The organism is Aeromonas sp. s9, assembly GCF_040907765.1.
GTDB classification, from domain to species: Bacteria; Pseudomonadota; Gammaproteobacteria; order Enterobacterales; family Aeromonadaceae; genus Aeromonas; species Aeromonas caviae.
In genome coordinates, this window is record NZ_JBFOCK010000031.1 from 72,882 (window position 1) to 93,229 (window position 20,348).

Consider the following 20,348-nt stretch of genomic DNA (forward strand, 5'->3'; position numbering starts at 1 on the left):
GAATGGATGGGAGGTATGGGCCTCCACCGGCTCCGGACAATGCTTCATCGTGCGCATCTGTACGGAGTTCATTCGGGTCACTCGCTGATCCGAAGCATAAAGGGTCATGTCACTCACCCGGCCGGGCCGGTTCCATCAACACATTGAAAAATCTGGTGCCACTCTAGGGGACAGGAGTCTCAGAGGCAAGCCCGGCAGATCATGTTTGCCGACCCTCTCACCCCAGCTTCTTCTGCCAGAACATAGCCCGGCCCACCTCGGGATCCAGCTCATAACCCGCAAAGCCGCTGGCACGATAGGCAGCCTGGGCCACCTTGTTCCCCTCCAGCACCTCCAGGGTCAGCTTGCAGCAACCGAGCTCCCGGGCGAGCCGCTCCGCCTCCGCCAACAGCTGCTTGCCGATGCCGTGGCCGCGATGGGCAGGGTGCACCGCCACGTCGTGGATATTGAGCAGCGGCTGACAGGCGAAGGTCGAGAAGCCCTCGAAGCAGGTGGCAACGCCAGCGGGCTCCCCATCGACCCAGGCCAGCAGCACATGGGCACCGGGTCGCGCGGCCAGGGCTTCGGCCAGATTCGCCTTCACCTCGTCCGCCAGTGCACTGCCGCCCCCCATCTCGTCCCTGGCGTATTCGTCCAGCATCGCGATCAGCGCCTCGCCGTGGCGAGGGTTGTGCAGATCCGCCCTGATGATCTCGACCATGTTTCTCTCCCTTGTGTGTGCCGGATGGTGCGCCAAGGCGCGAGGCTACCATGGTAGCGTCCCCTCCGAACCGAACCAAGGTTCCCCCGGCCTTTTCCCCGAGGCTCCAGCCCCCTCAGAGCCTGCCGCCAATGATCTCTTTTTCTTGCATCTTCTCCTTGCAAGGCAAATGAAAATCAATATCATTAGCAACCTCTCGCGATGAGAGAAATCAATAATTACAATTAAATCAACAAGTTCAGGCCAATTGGTCGAAAAAGAGTCACACCCAGATGAACCATTCCAACTCCCCGCGCGCCTTGCTGGGCGTCGCCTTGCTGGCGGTTTGCACCAGCCCCCGTGCCGAAGACGAAACCCTGACCGTGGTCGGCAAACGCAGCCAACATGAAGAGGTCGCCACCGCGACCCGTACCGCCACCCCGGCCAAGCTGGTGCCCCAGAGCATCGAGACCGTCAAGGCAAGCGAGCTGACCGCCTTCGGCCAGCCCACCCTGAGTGAAGCCCTGACCGGCATCCCTGGCGTCAACGCCAGCGGCGACACCCGCTTTGACGGCGTCACCATCCGCGGTTTCAGCGCCAGCAACGACTTCTACCTCGACGGCCTGCGCGACGACATGCAATACACCCGCGACCTTGGCAACATCGAGCGGGTCGAAGTGCTCAAGGGCCCCGCCGCCGTGCTCTACGGCCGTGGCAGCACGGGCGGCATCGTCAACCGGGTCAGCAAGGTTCCCCAGAAGGGGCAGGCCTCCAGCGTCAGCGCCCAGGTCGGCAGCTTCGACAGCCGACGCTTCGCCGCCGACCTCAACGGCGAGGCAGGAGAGCGGGTACAGGTGCGCCTGAACCTGGCCCAGGAAGACAAAGACAGCTTTCGCGACGACGTGACCAGCAAGCGCACCCTGCTGGCCCCCTCCGTCAACTGGGAGATCACCGACACCCTGAACTGGCTGGTGCAATACGAGCGCAACGAGCACGATCGCACCCCGGATCGCGGCATTCCCGGCGTCGATGGTCGCCCGGCGGATGTCCCCATCGAGAGCGTCTACAGCGACACCCGCCGCGACTTCATCGACGATGTGGCCCAGTCCACCCGCTCCCGCTTCACCTGGGACATCAACGATCAGTGGCAACTGCGCCAGCAGCTCGGCTACACCACCCTCGACAGCCAGTTCGACAATACCTATGTCACCAGCGTCAAGGGTGACAAGGTGACCCGCGCCCGCTGGCAGCAGGATCTCAAGGCCAGCAGCCTCACCAGCAACACCGAGGCGGAAGGCCAGCTGCAAACCGGCCCCATCGCCCATCGTCTGCTGGTGGGTCTGGAGCAGGGCTGGCAGGATCGCACCCCCAAGCTCTACCAGAACGCCAACCCGATCCCGGCAGGCAACCTCTATGATCCGGGCTCCCTGCCCACCTACGACGGCGCCATGAAACTCTCCAGCGACGCCCATCACAGGGTGCGCGGTGTCGGCCTCTATGTGCAGGATCAGCTCAGCCTGGGCGACTGGCACCTGCTGGCAGGCCTGCGCCGCGACGACTTCACCGTCACCAGCCGCCGCAACGACCTCGACAAGGAAGAGACCCTCTCGGTCACCAGCCTGAGTCCGCGCCTGGGCCTGGTGTGGAACCCCATCGAGGAGCATGCCTTCTACACCTCCTACAGCAAGACCTTCACCCCGGTGGGCGGTGAGCTTATCGGCATCACCCCGGGGGACAAGAACAACAACCTGGATCCCCAGCACACCCGGCTCTATGAAGGGGGCGTGAAGAGCGACTGGCTGAACGGCCGCCTCGCCACCACCCTCTCTCTCTACCGGCTGGAGATGTACAACAAGCGCAGCAAGGATCCGCTGGATCCCACCCGGGTGATCCTCACCGGTCTGCAGCGCACCGACGGCATCGAGCTGAGCGCCCGTGCCCAGCTGACCGACGAGATCTATCTGCGCGGCGGCGTCGCCATCCAGGATGCCGAGCAGGTCAAGGCAGATGCGGACCTGCAAGGCAAGCGGCCGATGAACGTCTCCCGTCAGAACGGCCAGCTGTTCGCCGGCTACCAGAGCGGCAAGCAGGGCTGGTTCGGCGAGACCGGGATGACGGCGGTGGGGGATCGCTTCGCCGACAACGCCAACACCACCACCTTGCCCGGTTACGCCCGCTTCGACGCCCGTGCCGGCTATCGCTGGCCCCAGTGGGAAGCCCAGCTGAGCGTGGAGAACCTGACCGATCACGACTACTTCGTCAGCGCCACCAGCGCGGCCCAGATCATGCCGGGCACGCCCCGTCAGCTGCACCTGACCGCCGCCTACCGCTTCTGATCCTCCCTGTTTACCGACCCCTCTGGCCAGCGTTCGCTGGCCAGATTGTTATGAAGCACCGAACGATGACACGCAGAAAACTCCCCCTGCACAACAACAAGTGGGTGCGCCGCATCCACGCCTGGGCCGGCTTTGCCACCCTCACCCTGATGCTGCTCTACGGCCTCACCGGCCTCTGGCTGCAACACAGGGCCGTGCTGCCCCTGCCCGGTCCCCACACCGCCAAATCGAGCGAAGAGATAGTACTGAGCACGCCGCTGGCCAGCCCGGATGAATTGAAAGCCCTGCTGCAACAGCGTTATGCAGACATGTTCGAGGAGGGGCGACCCCAGATCACCCCGCCCCAGACCCTGCCCACACCATCCGGCGCCCTCACCCTGCCGGCCCGCTGGGAGCTGCGCGGTGTCACCCTCAGCCAGAGCGTGGCCGCCAGCTATGTGGAAGGCACTCTGCTGGTGCGCACCGAGCTGCAGCAGGCCAACTTCGCTGCCAGCCTCAACCGGCTGCACCGTGGCATGGGCACCGGCCTGCCCTGGCAACTGGTGGGCGATCTGGCGGCCCTGGCCATGCTGCTGCTGGCCCTCACCAGCCTGCTGATGTGGAACAAGCTGCACGGCCCCGCCGGTCGCGGCATCGCCCTGCTGCTGCTGGGCGCCCTGGTCACCGTGCTGGTGGCCCTGCTCTAGCCCTTTTACCGACACCAAAACGGGATCCTGCTCCCGGCGGCGGTAACCTTGCCCGCACCTCGGGTAACAAAGGGTAACCGGCCTCCGATGGGGGTCACAGTTGGCGACCAGGCGGCTGGATAGGGAGCACCTGCGGCTGATAGGGTGCGCCCAGCTCCCGAACGCCACGAGGAATCATGCGCATCTCCAGCATCGAATGCGGGCGAGTGGTGGCCATCCTGGCCGTGATGACCATCCATCTCTCCCCTTTCAGCAACCCCTTCGACCCCGCCCTGTGGGACGGCACGCCCTACCCTCTGGTCGGGGCCGTCATCAACCAGCTCTGCCGCTTCGCGGTGCCGCTGTTCTTCCTGTGCGCCGGTTACTTCTTGCAGCCCGCCCTCACCGCAGGCCACCCGCTGACGGTCGCACTGCGCTACTGCCGACCCCTGCTGGGGCTCTGGCTGGCGTGGAGCCTGCTCTACGTGCTGATACCCTTCAACCCGCTCGCGGCGGTGAGCGAGGGCTACCTGCCCGCCATGGCAGGCCAGTGGCAGATGCAGCTCGGGGATCCGCTCAACGTCTGGTGGGTGGGCGGCATGATCCACCTCTGGTTCCTGCCCGCCCTGATGGTGGCAGTGCTGATCCTGGGGCTATGCCAGCAGGTCCGCCTGCCGAGGCTGGCCCTGCTGCTGGGGGCCCTGCTCTACGCCCTGGCCCTGATCGGTGGCTCCTATGGCCCGCTGCTGCCGGGGGGCGAGTGGGCCCTGCTGACCCGCAACGGCCCCTTCTTCTCCCTGCTGTTCGTGGCGCTTGGCGCCGAGCTGCGCCTGCGTGCCTGGCAGCCGGACGCCAGGCGCTGCGCCCTGATGATGATGGCGGGGATGGGGCTCTACGCCCTGGAGGCCGCAGGGCTGCTGCGCGTTGCCGCCGTCCCCCTCGCTCGTCATGATTTCCTGCTGGGTTCGCTCCCCTGGGCGCTGGGGCTGTTCGGCCTGCTGCTGGCCAACCCGGTATGGGGCAAAGGCAGCTGGCTGGAGCGCCAGGCCCCCAAAGTGCTCGGCCTCTACTGTCTGCACATGATGCTGGTGGTGTGGCTGATGATCTTCGGCCCCCAGGGCAAGCAGGTGTGGTGGGAACTCCTCAAGGTACCCGCGCTGCTGGCGCTCACTCTGCTCGGCTACCGACTGCTGGCGGCCACCGCCCTCAGCCGCTGGTTGCTGCGGGCTCGCTAGAAACAGGACCCTGACCAGCCAGCAGATCAACGTGGTTCAGCGCAAAATCGTGCATCTGCTGGAGCAGGGGGATCAGGGCGACGCCAAGGGGGCTCAGGCTGTACTCCACCCTGGGCGGTACGTCGGGGTAGAGGGTGCGGATGATGACACCGTCGCTCTCCAGCTCCTTGAGCTGGGCGGTGAGCACCTTCTGGCTCACCTCGGGCAGGCAGCGGCGCAGGTCGCCAAAGCGCAGGGTCTGTTCGCGCAGATGAAACAGAATGGCCGGCTTCCATTTGCCGGTCAGCAGGCGCAATACCTGATAGGCGGGACAGGGCAGTGAGGGCACGGTATGGCTCGTGAGTGGTTACTTTGCGGTAACTATGCCACGAAAATGTGCCTTCTTGCAGCCAAGATGCTGGCTTCCTATGATGCGGATTCCGTCAATCAACGCCCACGAGAGGTTTATCATGCCCAGCCTGCTGCAGATCCATTTCAACTTCCCCGCCGAGATGATGGGACCGGCCCTCACTGCTGCGGCCATGCCGCTGGCCGACTCCATCACCCGGGAGCCGGGCTTCATCTCCAAGATCTGGACCGAAAACCCGCGCACCGGCGAGGCGGGCGGCATCTATCTGTTCGAGGATGAGGGGAGCGCCCTCGCCTACGCCACCATGCACGAGCAGCGGGTGCTCGCCATGGGCGCCAGCGCGGTGCAGTACAAGGTGTTCGACGTCAACGAGCCCCTCAGCCGCGTCACGCGCGGTCTGGTGTGATCTCCTCGCCCAGCAGCAACCGGTAGCAGGTATCCTGCTGCCAGATGAAGCCCAGCCGCTCAAATAGCCGCTGGCTGGCAGATTGTCCGGTTCGATATCCGCAAGCAGGGTGATGATGCCAAGCTGGCGGGCATAGGCGATCAGGGCGCTCAGCGCCTCCCCCATCAGACCTTGTCCCCAGTGGCTGCGGGCCAGCATGCAGCCCACCTCCGCCTGGCGCAGGCTGGCGCCGGCCGCAAAGCTGTGCAAGCCGCAGGTGCCCACCAGGCGGCCGCTGCCGCGTAACTCCAGCCCCCACTCCAGCGACTCGCCGCCAGCCAGCAACCGCTCGACGCTAGCCAGCATCTGCGACACGGTGGCAAGGGAGGGAAACGGCGGCTCCCCGACGAAGCGCATCACCAGGGGATCCCCGTAGATGGCGAAGAGATCGGCAGCATCCCGCCCATCGAAGGGGCGCAGTCGCCCCCTTGGCGTCAGCAGTACGGGCAGTTCACGGGGCAGGGATGGCACGGAGTCGTATCGCCTTGTCTGGTCAAAGGAGCCCAATCATGAGGCTCAGAACCTCAGGGTCAAGCCGATATTGGCCTGCCACTGGGTGATCAGCTCCCCCCTCACCCGAAAGGCGCAGATCTCGGGGTTGCAGAGAAACTGGCTGTCGTCGTTGACCAGGGCACCATAACCGCGTACCTCGGCCCGCACAGCCAGATGTTCGGTCAGGCGCGGCTGCACCCCGAGGGCCAGGGACATGGAAGGGGCCGTCTCGCTGTCGTAGGCATCGAAGCGGGTGACCCCTATCCCGGCACCGATATAGGGGGCCATCAGGTTGTCCGAGAGAGTCAGGGCCCCGGCGAAGTGCAGGGTGTCCACCGTCAGCCTGTCGGGCAGTTCGGGGGACACCCGGGTCGACTGGTGGCTGTAGAGCAGCTCCACCATGCCGGGGTCATCCACCTCCCTGCTGATGAAGAGCCCCCAACTGCCGGAGCGCTCCCCTTGCAGGGTGTCGATGTCGCTCCCGTGCGGCGTGGGGGCCGGCTCGTCCATGGCCCGAAAGTCGATGGCCGAGCTGTATCCCGCAAAGGGAGTCAGCTGCCAGCCCGTCGCCGGGGGCTCGGCTGCCCAGCCCGCCAGGGGCAGCAGCAACCCAGGCACCATCCCCATCGCTCCTCTCATGTGCTCATCCTTTGGTGAAAAGACCTGCGCAAAGCATATCAGAGCGCCCGTCTCCCACACTGGACGGGGGCTGTACCAGCCCCATTGCCCCGCTTCCGATGGAAAAATCTGTGCTCCCCGGGGTTATTCATCCGGGATTAACCTCGTCCCCGTAAGCTGGCGGCGCCACAGCAGTGGCATCAACAGACGAGGATCTCAGGAATGGTTGCCGCGCAACTCAACGACCCCCAAAGCACGCTCTCCGATACCCTGAGGGCCACCGCCCACGCCATCGAGGAGAGCCACATCAGCCTGCGCCAGATGCTGGCCCTGGTGGGCGAGCAGGGCATGCTGCTGTTTTGCGTGCTGCTCACGGTTCCCTTCCTGCTGCCGGTTTCCATTCCCGGCGTCAGCACCCCCTTTGGCCTGCTGATCCTCTTCATCGGCATCGGCATCACCCTCAACCGGGTGCCCTGGCTGCCCGCCTTCCTGATGGAGCGCCGCTTCGCCGCCGAGCACCTCAAGCCGACCCTGCACAAGGGGGCGGATCTGCTGGCCCGCATCGACCGCTTCATCCGCCCGCGCCTGCTCATCCTGACCGGCAGCGTGACCATCAACCGCTGCAACGGCCTGCTCATCATGCTGGCCGCCCTGCTGCTGATGCTGCCGCTGGGCGCCATTCCCTTCACCAACGCCATGCCCGCCTGGGCCATCCTGCTGCTGGCCATCGGCATGTTGCAGCGGGACGGGCTCTTCGTCGCCCTCGGCTATGCCCTGGTCGCCGCTACCCTGGTCTGGTTCAGCGCCCTGGCCATCGGCCTGCTGATGGCGGGGCAGAATATCTCGACCCTGTTTGGCTGATCTGGCCCGGCCAAATGAAAGAGGGCGACCCCGGGTCGCCCTCTTTCCTGTTCACTGCGCCCCTCAGGGTGCCCCATCGTGGGCCACCCGGTTGCGCCCGCCCCGCTTGGCCCGATAGAGCCACTCGTCCGCCCGGGCCAGCACGGTGCCAAGATCCTCTCCCGGCCGGATCAGGGTGGTGCCCAGGCTCACGGTCACGGGGGCGGGATCCGGCGCCATGGCCGCCACTGCGGCGCGGATCCGCTCCGCCACCTTCAGCAATATCCCCTCGTCTATCTGCGGCAGCAGGATCAGAAACTCCTCGCCACCGCTGCGCACGAAGAGATCCTCCCCCCGCAACTGGGCAGAGACGCACTCGCAGACCCGGCACAGGACCTTGTCACCGGTCTGGTGGCCGAAGCGATCGTTGATCTGCTTGAAGTGATCGAGATCCAGCATGATGAGGCCGGTGAGATGCTGCCCCTGCACCCTGTGGTGATACTGGTCGAAGAAGAAGTGGCGGTTGTAGAGGCCGGTGAGCTGATCCGTCTCCCCGAGCCGCTTGAGCCGCTGTTGCAGCTCGTGCTGGCGGGTGATGCTGCGGGTCATCCAGGTCACCGCCCGCTTCCCCTCATATAAAGAGGGCAAGGGCGCTATCTTGCCCTCGAAACGCTGCATTCCCTGGGGCCCGGCGTCGGCGTCGATGCCGTCCACCTCGGCGGGGGAGAGGTCATACTCCACCACCTGCACTTGGCCGCTGGCGAGGGCCTGAGCCACCTGCGCCATCACCCACTGCGCCTTGTCCTCGGGCAGCACGTCCAGCAGTTGTCTGCCGATCAGCGGGTTGCCGTTCTGGTAGGACTGCTGCTCCATCCCGCCGATGTACTCGATGTAGTAGCCATCTTCGCTGAGGATGAAAACGGGATCCGGCAACTGGGCCATCACTTCGTAGAGTTGTGCCACTGAGAGCGCCATCCGAGCTCCTTGCTATCCGTGGGAGTGGGTCCCTGTACTCCTGTTATACAAGACTCATGGAGTATCGCACAGGGGCAGAAAGCTGCCTGCCGGGCGGGAAGGATGCGGTCGGTGACGTGTTCACCGGACAAGCCTCCGGCAAAGTGAATGGTAGCAATTGGGGATGCTGTCAGAACCAGGGTTGTCAGACAGTCAGGAAGGTTTTTTTGCCCTCAGGCAGTGCGACATGCCAACCCCTGTGACGTCAGGGGCGCCACAGGGGTATTCCCGCCCCCGGAGAAGGGGACAAGGCCGGATCCCGGTCAAGCGGGATCCGGCGAGCCGGCATCAGCGGGCAGCGGATCGACTGGCGTTCCAGAGCAGTTCGCCGCTCTTGAGATCCATCAGGCTCATGGCGAGCCGGTAGCGGCCCCCTTCAGAGAGGAGATCCCCGTAGAGCATGTAACCCGCCCCGGTCTGGCGACCCAGACGCACCAGGGAGGCGGGGTTCATGCCCCCCTGCTGGTATTCAAGCTGACCCGTGATGGCCGCCACCTGGCCCGGGTCTGCGAAACGAAAGCCGCTATTGGCCTGAATGCGCTGGATCATGGCCACCGCCAGGGGCTGGGTGCTGAAGGGCTCACCTGTACCGTTCTGGGGCGCCATCAGCAGCAGTACCGGGCTGCTGCCCGCCAGTGCCTGCACATCGGCGGCCTTCAGGAAGTCATCGGCCAGGGCGACCGCCAGCCCCGTCGGTGCCACGGGTTTGGGAGCAGGCACCGGCTCGGCCTTGTCAGGCTCGGCCACGGGTTTCTCTGGTTTGGTCACCGGCTTGTCCGGCTCGCCGACCGGCGCAGGCGTCCCCCCATAGGGATTGACCGCACATCCGCCCAGCAGCAGGGCACCCACCATCAACAAGGAACGCAGCTTCATCTTTTCTCTCCGCCAGAAGTGTGCAAGGCGCACTTCGTCCATCATCCATTTTGACGGAGCCAGACTCCGCCGCCCCTCCATGCTAGAGACAAACCCGCCCCGGGTCGATGCGCACATGGGCAGGGGGCGACAGAGACTGGCGAAGCGGAGGGCACAAAAGGGTGGCAAGGCTCCACCCGATTCCGTTAGGGTAGCCTGAGCCCAGATCCCAGAGGAGTCCCCCATGCACGGACCCGATCCCGCCAACCCCCACCCCATGAACGGCTTCCCCCAGGTGTGCTTTATCAAGAACACCATCAAGGGGCCCAATATCGAGGTGGGTGATTACACCTATTACGACGATCCGGAGGATGCGGCGGGCTTCGAGCGCAACGTCCTCTACCACTTCCCCTTCATCGGCGACAAGCTCATCATCGGCAAGTTCTGCGCCATCGCCCGCGGGGTGAAGTTCATCATGAACGGCGCCAACCACCAGACCTCCGGCTTCTCCACCTACCCCTTCTTTATCTTCGGCAACGGCTGGGAGAGCGCCGCCCCCGCCCCTGGCAGCCTCCCCTACAAGGGGGATACCGTCATCGGCAACGATGTCTGGATTGGCTATGAGGCCCTGCTTATGCCGGGGGTCAAGGTCGGCAACGGCGCCATCATCGCCGCCCGCTCCGTGGTCACCGGAGACGTTCCCGCCTATGCCGTGGTCGGCGGCAACCCGGCCAAGGTGATCCGCTACCGCTTCGACGACGACACCATCGCCCGTCTCAACGCCATCGCCTGGTGGGACTGGCCGGTAGAGCAGATCAGCCGCAACCTGCCGCTTATCAGCGGCGGCGAGATAGCCGCGCTGGAAGCGGCAACCCGTTAGAGACAACCACCATCAAGCAGGAAGCACTATGCAACTCACCCCACCCCAACCGCCTCAGGACGATGAGATCGAAGCGCTGCGCATTGGTCTCTCGGGCTACAACAAGGATCACGCCGGCACCCATCTGCGCGAGCGGATCGCCAGCTTTATCAAGGATGAAGAGGGCAAGGTTCACGGCGGCATCATCGCCGACATCAAGTGGGGCTGGCTGCACGTCGACTGGCTCTGGATCGACGAACGCATCCGCCGCGATGGCTGGGGCGGCCGCCTGCTCGGCGCCATGGAGCTGTACGCCCAAAGCAAGGGCATCACCAACTACCATCTGGAAACCACCAGTTTTCAGGCCCTCCCCTTCTACCAGAAGCAGGGTTACGAGGTCTTTGGCCAGTTGCCCGATATGCCGCCGGGGCATGTGAGTTATTTCTTGAAGAAGCAGGATAAGTGATGCCATTCCAGCGTCTTGCCAATGCCAACGCCAAACTCATGATCCGTCCATTCGAAGCGGGCGATGCCGACGAGTTTGTCCGCGCGGCCCACGAATCCATCGAGACGGTCGGCAAATGGATGAGCTGGTGCACTCCCTCGTTCAACCGGGAGCAGGCGATGGGATGGTTTGCGACCTGCGATCAGGATCGCGCGGCGGGACGCGCCTTTGACATGGGCATCTTCTGCGCCACCACCGGCCAACTGCTGGGTGGCGCAGGTATCAACCAGCTGTCGCCCCATCATCGCTACGGCAATATCGGCTATTGGGTGAGGCAATCTCGCCAAGGCTGCGGCATCGCCCGTCAGGCGGTCGCCCTGCTCCGTGACTTTGGCTTTCAGCAGTTGGGCCTATTTCGGCTGGAGATCGTGATGGGAATTGGCAACAGCGCCAGCGAAGACGTCGCCATCGCTGCCGGGGCCGCCTTTGAGTGTCGGGCAAGGAACCGTATATTCCTCCATGGCCAGCCTATTGATGCACTTATTTATTCTCTTGTGCCATCAGGCTGATTTCTGTAGCAAAGCGAATACTATCGTTCTCTATCATGTGAACAGATGAAGACTATGGCTATTTTTATCACAACAACTCCTGAGCCCTGATATATCGTGACGCGCTAATTATCACGATGTAATACTCAGAGTTTGATAATTTTGCCAAGGTGACTGTACACTAGCCAACAACCAAAACTACCACATTAATTATTAAAAAGAGACATTATGAGCGATAAGGAAATAACAATCATTGCATGCCACGCTAGCAACGGAGTTAATAGCAGAGATATTTTTCAACGCTTTTATGACAATCCAGATTTAAGTCGAGATTTCATGTTGACTCGACTAAACACCACTCACATTCAAGATCTTTTACGTGAAGAGTTCATCAAGAATGGGCCATCATCGTTATTCCGATACCATATAACCTGTGACTCTATCTTACACCCAGGTATAACTGTAGATGAAGTTGAGATCGTAATTCTTGGATTTATCCGTACATTGAAAGGTGTGAAAAACCTAATGATTATCGATGCATTCTTCTACTCAAACGAAGAAAGCGTTCTGAATCTGTTTAAAAAAATGATAATTGAGCTATCTGACTCACTGCAAAGCATCACATTTTTCACTCAAGAGCCCAAACCTAAAGACGCTAAAAAGCGCAGCCCAAATGCCATGCACAACATATTAAAATCCATTAATTCAGACATAATAATAAAAGACATCAGAACAGATGAAATTCATGATAGGTTTTGGCTTGATGCAGACAACAAAAAAGGAATAGTTATGGGAACCTCATTAAATGGTGTCACAAAAAAGTTAACACTAATTGATTACTTGCAACCATACGATGCAAAAGCAGTTCTTGATATAGCTAATGAAATATCAAAAACACAGCAGACGGGAAAAGAAGAACATGAGTGATAATACCGTAGGGTGCAATGAACGAAGTGAATTGCACCTCTATCTTCACAACTATCATAATGAAAGCGGTGCAATGCGCTCCGCTTATTGCACCCTACGTTAACCACGTTAATTCCGATTATTTATTGTTATGTGGTATTGCATCTTCTGGCGTGGCGGTATCTCCCCAAGATAATGGATACCGGCCCTGTTGTACCCAGCGATGGAAGGTGGAATATGGCCAATCTTTCGGGGCTGTTACCAATCCATGTTTGACGGGATTGATATGGATGTAATCGAGATGATGATTGAAATCTTCCTGATCGCGGATCAAATGCTCCCAATAACGTCGCTGCCAAATACCCCGCTCACCACGCTGCCAACGAGATTCTGAGCGAGCCTCCGAATTGGGGATTGATCGTGAAAACTTGCTTTTTATTTGGCGCCAGCGCAACGGAAAATTGGTATCCCCTTCCGGCAATTCCAGCAAGGCATGCAGATGTTCGGGCAAGACAACCCAGCCGTGGATCCGGAATGGATGATTCTCTTGCACCTCCCTGACAACCTTCCTCAACAGATCGATCCGTTCGACCAGTAGATGGTTGTTCTGGCGTTCAGCCAGCACGACCGTAAAAAACCAGGTTCCCCCCGGTCGCCATGCCCGTATGTAATTCGCCATGCTTTGCCCAACCGACAATCAACCATGTTGTTAAATGTGGTTCAAACGAAGCAAAACGTAAGGTGCAATGAACGAAGTGAATTGCACCTCTCATCACAATAGCGGTGCAATGCGCTCCGCTTATTGCACCCTACGACTACGACAACGCCCTGAGGTTATGGAGGGCACGGTTTGGGCTCCCCCTCCAATCCGCCGAGGGGAAGGTGAAAGGTCAGGAGCGCCATCAGGGATGATGGCGCAGACGCAGCCGGCACAGGGATGTGCCGTCTGCGGCGGTCCGTCCGACCTTGTTCCTGACCCGAGGGAAACCGCGTAGCGGTCGGATTGGCGGGGGAGAAGACCTTTGGTGACTTTGGGTCTTTCCAAAGTCACTCGCCCAAGCCCGAAGGGCGGGCGAAACCCCTTCGAGGCCAGCGGCCTCGCGTCCTGCACGGCGAAGCCGTGCCACCACACAACGGCTCCTGCCGCCAACACCATACCTCGGAACGGACGATTACACGATGCAGCCGTGCCTGCTTGCCACAGGCACGGAGTCTGGCTGGACGCCGGGATGCCACCAGCAAAGGGGCCTAGCCGCCCCTATCGGCCTAAAAACGGTTCCCAGTCCTTGAACACCGGCTGCAACCCTGCCTGCCGCACGGCGGCGGCCACTTCCCCCACCGGGCGGTCGTCGTGGATGGCGAACTGCTCCAGCTCCTCTGCATCCCCCTCGGCATAGCCACCCGGCTGGGTGCGCGACTCGGCCGACATCTGGGTGATGCCAAGGCGCACCGCGCCGTTGCGAAACGTAGCCGACTCGCGGGTGGAGAGGGACAAGTCCAGCGTCGGCGAGAAGAGGCGCCAGGCGCAGATCAGCTGGGCCAGTTGGCGATCCGACATGACCACGGCAGGCTCCAGCCCACCGGTGCAGGGGCGCAGGCGCGGGAAGGAGAGCGAGTAGCGGCTCTGCCAGTGGTGGCGCTCAAGCCAGCTCAGATGCTCGGCGACAAAGTAGCTGTCGGCGCGCCAATCCGAGGAGAGGCCGATCAGTGCCCCCAAACCGATTTTGTCGATACCGGCGCGGCCCAGCCGATCCGGTGTGGCGAGGCGCCATGCGATGTCCCGCTTGTTGCCGCGCAGGTGGTGGCGGGCGTAAGTGGGGGCGTGGTAGGTCTCCTGATAGACCATGACGGCGTCGAGGCCGAGGCTCTTCAGCTCGGCATATTCGGCCTGCGAGAGGGGCTGCACCTCCATCCCCACCGTGCTGAAGTGGCGGCGGATGATGGGCATCACCTCGCGAAAATAGGCGAGCCCCACCTTGTGCTCGTGCTCGCCGGTCACCAGCAGCACGCTGTCAAAACCGCGCGCCTTGATGGCCAGACACTCGCGCTCAATCTCCCCTGCATTCAGGGTCTTGCGCTTGAGGCGGTTGCTCATGGAGAAGCCGCAGTAGGTGCAGTCGTTGGCGCAGAGGTTCGACAGATAGAGCGGCACATAGAAGCCAATGGTGTTGCCGAAACGCTGGCGGGTCAGGCGCTCGGCTTCGGCTGCCATCTGCGGCAAATACGCCTCGGCGGCTGGCGAGATCAGCGCCATAAAATCGCTCAGGGTGCGGCGGGAGGTAGTCAGCGCCCGCTCTACATCGGCGGCGGTCTTGGCGCGGATCTGCATGCCGATATCGTCCCACTCCAGCTCCTGCCATCTATCGAGAAAACTCTCCGACTTTCTCTCAACCCCCTCCCGGCCTCCCCCTTCACAAGGGGGAGGTGTTAATCCGCCCCCCCGATCTCCTACTTCACAAGAGGGCGAAGTCGACACTCCCTCCCCTGGCAAGGGGAGGGTCGGGGTGGGGTCATTAGCATGCTGACTCATAACGCCCCCAGAAAATCGGTAAGCGGGCTGGAGGCTTGGGCCTGCAGGGCGCGGGCGCCGAGGCCCGCCTCATAGGCGCTGCGGCCGGCCTCGCAGGCCAGGGCGAAGGCGCGGCCCATGGCGACCGGGTCGCCGCTCACGGCAATGGCCGTGTTTACCAGCACGGCGTCGGCGCCGAGCTCGAAGGCGGCGGCCGCATGGCTCGGCGCCCCTATGCCCGCATCCACCACCACGGGCACATTGGCCTGCTCGACGATGATGGAGAGAAACTCCCGGGTCACCAGCCCCTGATTGGAACCGATGGGCGCACCCAGCGGCATCACGGCGGCGCAACCCACCTCTTCGAGCCGCTTGCACAGCACGGGGTCGGCACCGCAGTAGGGCAGCACCACAAAGCCCTCTTTCACCAGCTGCTCGGCGGCTTTCAGCGTCTCGATGGGATCGGGCAAGAGATAACGGGGATCGGGGTGGATCTCGAGCTTGAGCCAGTTCGTTCCCAGCGCCTCGCGGGCCAGGTGGGCGGCAAACACCGCCTCGGCGGCGGTCTTGGCCCCCGAGGTGTTGGGCAGCAGCTTGACCCCGAGCTTGAGCAAGGGGCTCAGGATATCGTCGTGGGCCTTGCCCGGTTCGAGCCGCTTGATGGCCATGGTGACCAGCCGGGAGCCGCTCGCCTCGATGGCGGCGGCCATCAGTTCCGGGCGGGCAAACTTGCCGGTGCCGGTGAAGAGGCGCGAAGAGAAGGTGTGATCGGCAATCTTGAGCATGTCAGCCTCCCGCCACAGTGGTAAGAAGAGATGAAGTGCCGCCGCAAGGCAGAACACGCGAAGATGGGACGGCGAGCATCATGGGTCAGCCTCCCGCAATGGCGGTGAAGAGGTGGAGTTCATCCCCGTCATTGAGACGGGTCTCGGCCCAGCGGCCACGGGGCAGCACGGCGCCGTTAAGGGCCACCGCTACCCCCTGAGGGGAAATCTCCTGCACCGCCAGCAGCTCAGTCAGGCGCTGGCCGGTGGGCAGCGTCAGCTCGATATCGTTCAATCGGATCTTCATGGTTAATTCTCCAGGGCCGGGTGGGTGCTGCCGCAGACCGGGCAATCGGGATCGGGAGCCAGCGTGAGGGTCTGCCACTGATGGGTCAGGGCATCAAAACGGCGCAATGTGCCCGCCACCGGGCTCGGCATCCCGAGCAGCAGTTTCAGTGCCTCCAGCGCCTGCAAAGAGCCCATCACCCCGACCAGGGGGCCGGTGACGCCGCTGCTCTGGCAGCTCTCTTTGATTTCGGTATCCGCCGGGTAGAGGCAGGCGTAGCAGGCGTGATCGCTGCTGGTGCGCACCATCAGCTGCCCCTGCCAGCCCACTGCGGCGGCACAGACCCAGGGCTTGCCCTGGGCCACGCAGGCGGCGTTGATGGCCTGGCGGGTGGCGAGGTTGTCGCAGCAGTCGATCACCAGATCCACCTCGGTCACAAACTCCGGCAGGCTGGCGGCATCGAGTCGCTGATTGATGGCAATCAGCTCCACCAGCGGGTTGTGGGCGGCCAAGCGCTCGCGGGCCAGCTCCGCCTTGGAGTGGTTGACCGCCTCGCTATCGAACAGGATCTGGCGCGGCAGATTGCTGGAGTCCACCGTATCGCCATCGGCCAGCCACAAAGTGCCCACCCCGGCCCCCGCCAGATAGAGGGCGAGCGGCGAGCCGAGCCCGCCGAGACCGACGATCAGCACGGACTTATCCTTGAGCCGCGCCTGACCGGCTTCCCCAATTTCCGCCAGCATCAGCTGGCGGCCGTATCGCAGATACTCTTTGTCACTGAGAGAAGCGGCATCAGAGCGCATGTTCTGCCTCCCGTATCACGCTGGCCGAGCGCGGTTCATCCCCCGCCCCCACGGCAGCGAGCAGCCGCTCGGTCGCGCCCAGCCAGTCATCGCTCGCCGTGATGGCCGAGACCAGCGCAATGCTGCCGGCCCCGCTTGCCTTGACCGCCGCCACCCGCTCCTCGCTGATGCCACCGATGGCCACCGTGGGCCACTGCGCCATCAGGGTGCGGTAGTGGTGCAGCCGCGCCAGCCCCTGGGGGCGCGAAGGCATCGCCTTGGTGTTGGTCGGGAAGATATGGCCCAGCGCGATATAGGAGGGGGCAAGCTCGCGGGCCCGCATCAGCTCGAAGTAGCCGTGGGTGGAGATGCCAAGGCGCAGCCCCGCCGCCTGAATGGCGGCGAGATCGGCGGTCTCCATATCCTCCTGCCCCAGATGCACGCCCCAGGCGCCCGCCTCGATGGCCTGCTGCCAGTAGTCGTTGATAAAGAGCCGCGCCCCATGGCGGCGACCGAGCTCTACCGCATCACGAATGGCCGGCGCCACCTCTGTGGCGGGCAGATTCTTGATCCGCAGCTGGATGGTCTTGACCCCGGCCCCCAGCAGGCGTTTGAGCCACTTGACCGAGTCCACCACCGGATAGAGGCCGAGGTTGTGTTCGGTCGGCGCAAAGGGGCCCTGCGGCAGACGGGCGCTGCTCGCTTCATAAAGTCCGAAGCGGCGATCGAGCGGTGATCCCGCCAGCACGGCACGGGGGAAGTGGGCAAGATCGGCAGGCCAGCCGAGGTGGGCGATGGGCCCCGGGCCCGCCCCCACCCCCTGCGCCGCCGCCAAGCCCTGTTGCAGGTAGGCCCGCGCCAGGGTGATGGCGTCCTCCACCGGATAGTCCTGCGCCACCACGGCGGCGATGGCGCTGGCGTAAGCGCAACCGGTGCCGTGGCCGTGGCGGGTATCGAGGCGCGGCGCGGCGAGCCAGAATTCGCGGGTCTCATCCTGGTAGTAGTCGAGGCAGAGATCCCCGCCCCATTCAAGGTGGCCCCCCTTGACCAGCACGGCGCGAGCGCCGAGTTCGCGCAGCCGCCGGGCGGCGAGGCGCACCAGCTCGGGACTGGTGGCGGGCAGGCCGGTCAGGGCCTCCAGCTCGGGACCGTTGGGGGTGATGAGCGACAGACGTGGCAGCAGGTGCTCGCGCACCGCCACCAGCATGCTGGGCTCCGCCATGGGGGTACCGGTGCTGGCGATGGCCACCGGGTCGTAGACCACGAAGGGCGCCTCGACGGTCGACAGGCGACGGGCCAGCACCTCCACGTGCAGCCGGGTCGGCAGCAGGCCTATCTTGATGGCGGCGGGTGGCAGATCCAGCCCCAGGGCATCGATTTGGGCGGCGAAGGTCTGCATCAGCACGGGGTCGACCATCTTCACCGCCACCGAGTTCTGGGCCGTGATGGCGGAGATGACGGAGCAGCCGTGCACGCCGAGGTCATGCATCGTGTGCAAGTCGGCCTGAATGCCGGCCCCGCCGCCGGAGTCGGACCCGGCGATGGTCCAGACCACGGGGCGGGCCTGCGTCACGGCGGACAGGTCGGCGGGGCTGACAGCCCCGCGCTCGCTGCTCACGCCTCCTCCCCTGCGGCCTGCTTCAGGGTCGCCGCCTGATGGTAGATCTCGCCGCCGGTCTCCTTGAAGGTTTCAGCCATGCGGGCCATGCCGCTCTCGACCTCGGCCACCACCCGCTCCTGCTGACCGTCCATGCCGACCAGCTTTATCTCTACGGCTTCCAGCTTGGCGGCGTAGTCGCGCACGTCCTGGGTGATCTTCATGGAGCAGAACTTGGGCCCGCACATGGAGCAGAAGTGGGCCACTTTGCCGGACTCCTGAGGCAGGGTCTCGTCGTGGTAGGCGCGGGCGGTGTCGGGGTCGAGGGCCAGGTTGAACTGATCCTCCCAGCGGAACTCGAAGCGCGCCTTGGACATGGCGTTGTCGCGGATCTGGGCGCCCGGGTGGCCTTTGGCAAGGTCAGCGGCGTGGGCGGCGATCTTGTAGGTAATCAGCCCCTGCTTCACGTCCTCCTTGTTGGGCAGGCCCAGGTGCTCCTTGGGGGTCACGTAGCAGAGCATGGCGCAGCCGTACCAGCCGATGAGCGCGGCTCCGATGCCGGAGGTGAAGTGATCGTACCCCGGGGCAATGTCGGTGGTGAGCGGGCCCAGGGTATAGAAGGGCGCCTCGTGGCAGTGCTCCAGCTGCTCGGTCATATTGCGCTCGATCATGTGCATGGGTACGTGGCCGGGGCCCTCGATCATCACCTGCACGTCGTATTCCCAGGCAATCTTGGTGAGCTCGCCCAGGGTGCGCAGCTCGGCGAACTGGGCCTCGTCGTTGGCGTCGTAGACGGAGCCCGGACGCAGACCGTCACCCAGCGACAAGCTCACGTCGTAGGCGGCGCAGATCTCGCAGATCTCGCGGAAGTGCTCGTAGAGGAAGTTCTCCTTGTGGTGCGACAGGCACCACTTGGCCATGATGCTGCCACCGCGCGAAACGATGCCGGTGAGGCGCTTGGCGGTCATGGGCACGAAGCGCAGCAAGACGCCGGCGTGGATGGTGAAGTAGTCCACCCCCTGCTCGGCCTGCTCCAGCAGGGTGTCGCGGAACAGCTCCCAGGTGAGGTCTTCAGCGATGCCGTTGGTCTTCTCCAGCGCCTGATAGATGGGCACGGTACCGATGGGCACCGGGCTGTTGCGCAGGATCCACTCGCGGGTCTCGTGGATATAGCGGCCGGTGGAGAGATCCATCACGGTGTCGGCGCCCCAGCGGGTGGACCACACCAGCTTCTCCACTTCCTCTTCGATGCTGGAAGTGACCGCCGAGTTGCCGATGTTGGCGTTGATCTTCACCAGGAAGTTGCGGCCGATGATCATAGGCTCCGCTTCCGGGTGGTTGATGTTGCTGGGGATGATGGCGCGACCGGCGGCCACCTCATCGCGCACGAACTCGGGGGTGATGTTCTGGGGCAGTCTGGCGCCAAAGCCCTGACCCGGATGCTGGGTGCGCAGGAGCTCGGAGCGCACCCGCTCGCGGCCCATGTTCTCGCGGATGGCGATAAATTCCATCTCGGGAGTGACGATGCCTTGGCGGGCATAGTGCAGCTGGGTGACCCGGCGGCCCGGCTTGGCACGGCGGGCCTTATGTTGCGAAGAGTGCAGATGTTCGAAGCGCAGGTGATCCAGCCCCTCGTCCGCCAGCCGCTCCTGAGTGAAAGTGGAGCTCAGCCCCTCCAGCGCGTCGGTGTCAGCACGCTCCAGCACCCAGGCTTCGCGCAGGCGCGGCAGACCACGGCGCACGTCGATGGGGGCGGCCTCTTCCCCATAGGGGCCCGAGGTATCGTAAACCGGCACCGGCTCGTTGGGCTCGAACTGGGGAGCCTCCTTGGTGCCGCCGACGAAGGTGTCGGCCAGCTGGATTTCCCGCAAAGGCACCCGGATGTCAGGGCGAGAACCCTGGATAAAGATGCGGCGGGAGTTGGGGTGAGCCATCCCTTTCAAGTTGTCGATAAAGGTCTGGGCGCTGGAGCGCTGCTCGCGGCGGCTGGATTTGGTGGTATCAGAAACATTGGTAGACATAGCAAAACTCACATTAACTGGTTGAAGTTATGGGTGTTTGCTTGTCTGGAGTTCGAGGAGAAGATGAACTTGCGGCGGGGTGTGCTCGGGGGAGTGAGTCGGGCAT

The 20,348-nt window shown here is 63.4% G+C and carries 21 protein-coding genes and 1 pseudogene; 9 read left to right on the plus strand and 13 right to left on the minus strand.

Annotated elements, in window-relative coordinates:
* Positions 1 to 217: 217 nt before the first annotated feature.
* A complete protein-coding gene (locus AB5Y54_RS05875) occupies positions 218 to 700 on the minus strand; it encodes a GNAT family N-acetyltransferase (RefSeq protein ID WP_069785524.1) in 483 nt (160 codons plus the stop codon).
* Between the two features lie 272 nt (positions 701 to 972).
* Between AB5Y54_RS05875 and AB5Y54_RS05880 the strand changes: the two genes are divergently transcribed.
* The 3 genes from AB5Y54_RS05880 to AB5Y54_RS05890 all read left to right on the plus strand — a co-directional run bounded on the left by AB5Y54_RS05880 (position 973) and on the right by AB5Y54_RS05890 (position 4,915).
* Positions 973 to 3,015 carry a TonB-dependent siderophore receptor gene (locus tag AB5Y54_RS05880; protein ID WP_039040464.1) on the plus strand — a complete coding sequence of 681 codons (2,043 nt, stop codon included), beginning with the start codon at positions 973 to 975 and terminating at the stop codon, positions 3,013 to 3,015.
* Positions 3,016 to 3,080: 65 nt separating this feature from the next.
* Entirely contained in the window at positions 3,081 to 3,701 is a 621-nt protein-coding gene (locus AB5Y54_RS05885) for a PepSY-associated TM helix domain-containing protein (protein ID WP_181023106.1), read from the plus strand.
* Positions 3,702 to 3,877: 176 nt separating this feature from the next.
* Positions 3,878 to 4,915, plus strand: a complete 1,038-nt coding sequence (locus AB5Y54_RS05890) for an acyltransferase (protein WP_368153365.1) — start codon at positions 3,878 to 3,880, stop codon at positions 4,913 to 4,915.
* Here AB5Y54_RS05890 and AB5Y54_RS05895 read toward each other — a convergent pair.
* The gene (locus tag AB5Y54_RS05895) at positions 4,887 to 5,243 is read right to left on the minus strand and encodes a helix-turn-helix domain-containing protein (protein WP_042015355.1); all 357 of its coding nucleotides are present in this window, start codon (positions 5,241 to 5,243) and stop codon (positions 4,887 to 4,889) included. The two genes, AB5Y54_RS05890 and AB5Y54_RS05895, sit on opposite strands and share 29 nt — an antisense overlap.
* A 121-nt stretch (positions 5,244 to 5,364) precedes the next feature.
* Here AB5Y54_RS05895 and AB5Y54_RS05900 point away from each other — a divergent pair, with 121 nt between their 5' ends.
* Positions 5,365 to 5,670, plus strand: a complete 306-nt coding sequence (locus AB5Y54_RS05900; protein ID WP_039040460.1) for a monooxygenase — start codon at positions 5,365 to 5,367, stop codon at positions 5,668 to 5,670.
* Here the strand turns inward: AB5Y54_RS05900 and AB5Y54_RS05905 are convergent.
* Positions 5,651 to 6,180 (minus strand): annotated as a pseudogene (locus AB5Y54_RS05905) (GNAT family N-acetyltransferase). The gene AB5Y54_RS05900 and the pseudogene AB5Y54_RS05905 sit on opposite strands and share 20 nt — an antisense overlap.
* A gap of 45 nt (positions 6,181 to 6,225) precedes the next feature.
* Entirely contained in the window at positions 6,226 to 6,840 is a 615-nt protein-coding gene (locus AB5Y54_RS05910; RefSeq protein ID WP_103259388.1) for an outer membrane beta-barrel protein, read from the minus strand.
* 201 nt (positions 6,841 to 7,041) lie between these two features.
* On the opposite strand from AB5Y54_RS05910, the gene AB5Y54_RS05915 reads away from it, so the two are divergent.
* Positions 7,042 to 7,680, plus strand: coding sequence for an exopolysaccharide biosynthesis protein (locus AB5Y54_RS05915; RefSeq protein WP_010672675.1), 639 nt, complete (start codon positions 7,042 to 7,044; stop codon positions 7,678 to 7,680).
* 63 nt (positions 7,681 to 7,743) lie between these two features.
* Here the strand turns inward: AB5Y54_RS05915 and AB5Y54_RS05920 are convergent, their stop codons facing one another.
* Together AB5Y54_RS05920 and AB5Y54_RS05925 are read right to left on the minus strand one after the other, a co-directional pair.
* Complete coding sequence (locus tag AB5Y54_RS05920; protein WP_052814437.1) at positions 7,744 to 8,634, minus strand: sensor domain-containing diguanylate cyclase; 891 nt, start codon at positions 8,632 to 8,634, stop codon at positions 7,744 to 7,746.
* 327 nt (positions 8,635 to 8,961) lie between these two features.
* Complete coding sequence (locus tag AB5Y54_RS05925; RefSeq protein ID WP_010672673.1) at positions 8,962 to 9,546, minus strand: hypothetical protein; 585 nt, start codon at positions 9,544 to 9,546, stop codon at positions 8,962 to 8,964.
* A 223-nt stretch (positions 9,547 to 9,769) separates the two neighbouring features.
* Here AB5Y54_RS05925 and AB5Y54_RS05930 point away from each other — a divergent pair, with 223 nt between their 5' ends.
* The 4 genes from AB5Y54_RS05930 to AB5Y54_RS05945 all read left to right on the plus strand — a co-directional run bounded on the left by AB5Y54_RS05930 (position 9,770) and on the right by AB5Y54_RS05945 (position 12,304).
* Positions 9,770 to 10,405, plus strand: a complete 636-nt coding sequence (locus AB5Y54_RS05930; RefSeq protein WP_201985857.1) for a Vat family streptogramin A O-acetyltransferase — start codon at positions 9,770 to 9,772, stop codon at positions 10,403 to 10,405.
* Between the two features lie 28 nt (positions 10,406 to 10,433).
* Complete coding sequence (locus AB5Y54_RS05935; protein WP_368153367.1) at positions 10,434 to 10,850, plus strand: GNAT family N-acetyltransferase; 417 nt, start codon at positions 10,434 to 10,436, stop codon at positions 10,848 to 10,850.
* Complete coding sequence (locus AB5Y54_RS05940; protein WP_201985855.1) at positions 10,850 to 11,398, plus strand: GNAT family N-acetyltransferase; 549 nt, start codon at positions 10,850 to 10,852, stop codon at positions 11,396 to 11,398. Before AB5Y54_RS05935 ends, AB5Y54_RS05940 begins: the two co-directional genes overlap by 1 nt.
* Positions 11,399 to 11,605: 207 nt before the next feature.
* Positions 11,606 to 12,304, plus strand: a complete 699-nt coding sequence (locus AB5Y54_RS05945; protein WP_201985585.1) for a hypothetical protein — start codon at positions 11,606 to 11,608, stop codon at positions 12,302 to 12,304.
* A 118-nt stretch (positions 12,305 to 12,422) separates the two neighbouring features.
* Here AB5Y54_RS05945 and AB5Y54_RS05950 read toward each other — a convergent pair whose 3' ends face one another.
* From AB5Y54_RS05950 to thiC, 7 genes are all read right to left on the minus strand, one after another.
* On the minus strand, positions 12,423 to 12,962 hold the full coding sequence (locus AB5Y54_RS05950) for a transposase (protein ID WP_201985583.1): 540 nt from the start codon (positions 12,960 to 12,962) through the stop codon (positions 12,423 to 12,425).
* Between the two features lie 579 nt (positions 12,963 to 13,541).
* Entirely contained in the window at positions 13,542 to 14,813 is a 1,272-nt protein-coding gene (gene thiH, locus AB5Y54_RS05955; RefSeq protein WP_319869422.1) for a 2-iminoacetate synthase ThiH, read from the minus strand.
* Positions 14,810 to 15,577 (minus strand): thiazole synthase, encoded by a 768-nt coding sequence (locus AB5Y54_RS05960; protein ID WP_042057215.1) that lies wholly within the window; start codon positions 15,575 to 15,577, stop codon positions 14,810 to 14,812. Before AB5Y54_RS05960 ends, thiH begins: the two co-directional genes overlap by 4 nt.
* A gap of 85 nt (positions 15,578 to 15,662) precedes the next feature.
* Positions 15,663 to 15,863, minus strand: a complete 201-nt coding sequence (thiS, locus tag AB5Y54_RS05965; RefSeq protein WP_010672666.1) for a sulfur carrier protein ThiS — start codon at positions 15,861 to 15,863, stop codon at positions 15,663 to 15,665.
* 2 nt (positions 15,864 to 15,865) lie between these two features.
* Positions 15,866 to 16,645 carry a HesA/MoeB/ThiF family protein gene (locus AB5Y54_RS05970; protein ID WP_319869420.1) on the minus strand — a complete coding sequence of 260 codons (780 nt, stop codon included), beginning with the start codon at positions 16,643 to 16,645 and terminating at the stop codon, positions 15,866 to 15,868.
* Positions 16,635 to 18,242 carry a thiamine phosphate synthase gene (thiE, locus tag AB5Y54_RS05975; RefSeq protein ID WP_319869418.1) on the minus strand — a complete coding sequence of 536 codons (1,608 nt, stop codon included), beginning with the start codon at positions 18,240 to 18,242 and terminating at the stop codon, positions 16,635 to 16,637. The genes AB5Y54_RS05970 and thiE overlap by 11 nt, the downstream gene beginning before the upstream one ends.
* On the minus strand, positions 18,239 to 20,242 hold the full coding sequence (thiC, locus tag AB5Y54_RS05980) for a phosphomethylpyrimidine synthase ThiC (protein WP_279988167.1): 2,004 nt from the start codon (positions 20,240 to 20,242) through the stop codon (positions 18,239 to 18,241). The genes thiE and thiC overlap by 4 nt, the downstream gene beginning before the upstream one ends.
* Positions 20,243 to 20,348: the final 106 nt, after the last annotated feature.

Bases quoted from the DNA above. Each gene is read 5' to 3' on its own strand.
- AB5Y54_RS05885 (WP_181023106.1), top strand. From the start codon at position 3,081: ATGACACGCAGAAAACTCCCCCTGCACAACAACAAGTGGGTGCGCCGC.
- AB5Y54_RS05920 (WP_052814437.1), bottom strand. From the start codon at position 8,634: ATGGCGCTCTCAGTGGCACAACTCTACGAAGTGATGGCCCAGTTGCCG.
- AB5Y54_RS05945 (WP_201985585.1), top strand. From the start codon at position 11,606: ATGAGCGATAAGGAAATAACAATCATTGCATGCCACGCTAGCAACGGA.
- AB5Y54_RS05935 (WP_368153367.1), top strand. From the start codon at position 10,434: ATGCAACTCACCCCACCCCAACCGCCTCAGGACGATGAGATCGAAGCG.
- AB5Y54_RS05940 (WP_201985855.1), top strand. From the start codon at position 10,850: ATGCCATTCCAGCGTCTTGCCAATGCCAACGCCAAACTCATGATCCGT.
- thiH (WP_319869422.1), bottom strand. From the start codon at position 14,813: ATGAGTCAGCATGCTAATGACCCCACCCCGACCCTCCCCTTGCCAGGG.
- AB5Y54_RS05930 (WP_201985857.1), top strand. From the start codon at position 9,770: ATGCACGGACCCGATCCCGCCAACCCCCACCCCATGAACGGCTTCCCC.
- AB5Y54_RS05925 (WP_010672673.1), bottom strand. From the start codon at position 9,546: ATGAAGCTGCGTTCCTTGTTGATGGTGGGTGCCCTGCTGCTGGGCGGA.
- AB5Y54_RS05970 (WP_319869420.1), bottom strand. From the start codon at position 16,645: ATGCGCTCTGATGCCGCTTCTCTCAGTGACAAAGAGTATCTGCGATAC.
- AB5Y54_RS05875 (WP_069785524.1), bottom strand. From the start codon at position 700: ATGGTCGAGATCATCAGGGCGGATCTGCACAACCCTCGCCACGGCGAG.
- AB5Y54_RS05915 (WP_010672675.1), top strand. From the start codon at position 7,042: ATGGTTGCCGCGCAACTCAACGACCCCCAAAGCACGCTCTCCGATACC.
- AB5Y54_RS05900 (WP_039040460.1), top strand. From the start codon at position 5,365: ATGCCCAGCCTGCTGCAGATCCATTTCAACTTCCCCGCCGAGATGATG.
- AB5Y54_RS05890 (WP_368153365.1), top strand. From the start codon at position 3,878: ATGCGCATCTCCAGCATCGAATGCGGGCGAGTGGTGGCCATCCTGGCC.
- thiS (WP_010672666.1), bottom strand. From the start codon at position 15,863: ATGAAGATCCGATTGAACGATATCGAGCTGACGCTGCCCACCGGCCAG.
- AB5Y54_RS05880 (WP_039040464.1), top strand. From the start codon at position 973: ATGAACCATTCCAACTCCCCGCGCGCCTTGCTGGGCGTCGCCTTGCTG.
- AB5Y54_RS05910 (WP_103259388.1), bottom strand. From the start codon at position 6,840: ATGAGAGGAGCGATGGGGATGGTGCCTGGGTTGCTGCTGCCCCTGGCG.
- AB5Y54_RS05960 (WP_042057215.1), bottom strand. From the start codon at position 15,577: ATGCTCAAGATTGCCGATCACACCTTCTCTTCGCGCCTCTTCACCGGC.
- AB5Y54_RS05950 (WP_201985583.1), bottom strand. From the start codon at position 12,962: ATGGCGAATTACATACGGGCATGGCGACCGGGGGGAACCTGGTTTTTT.
- thiC (WP_279988167.1), bottom strand. From the start codon at position 20,242: ATGTCTACCAATGTTTCTGATACCACCAAATCCAGCCGCCGCGAGCAG.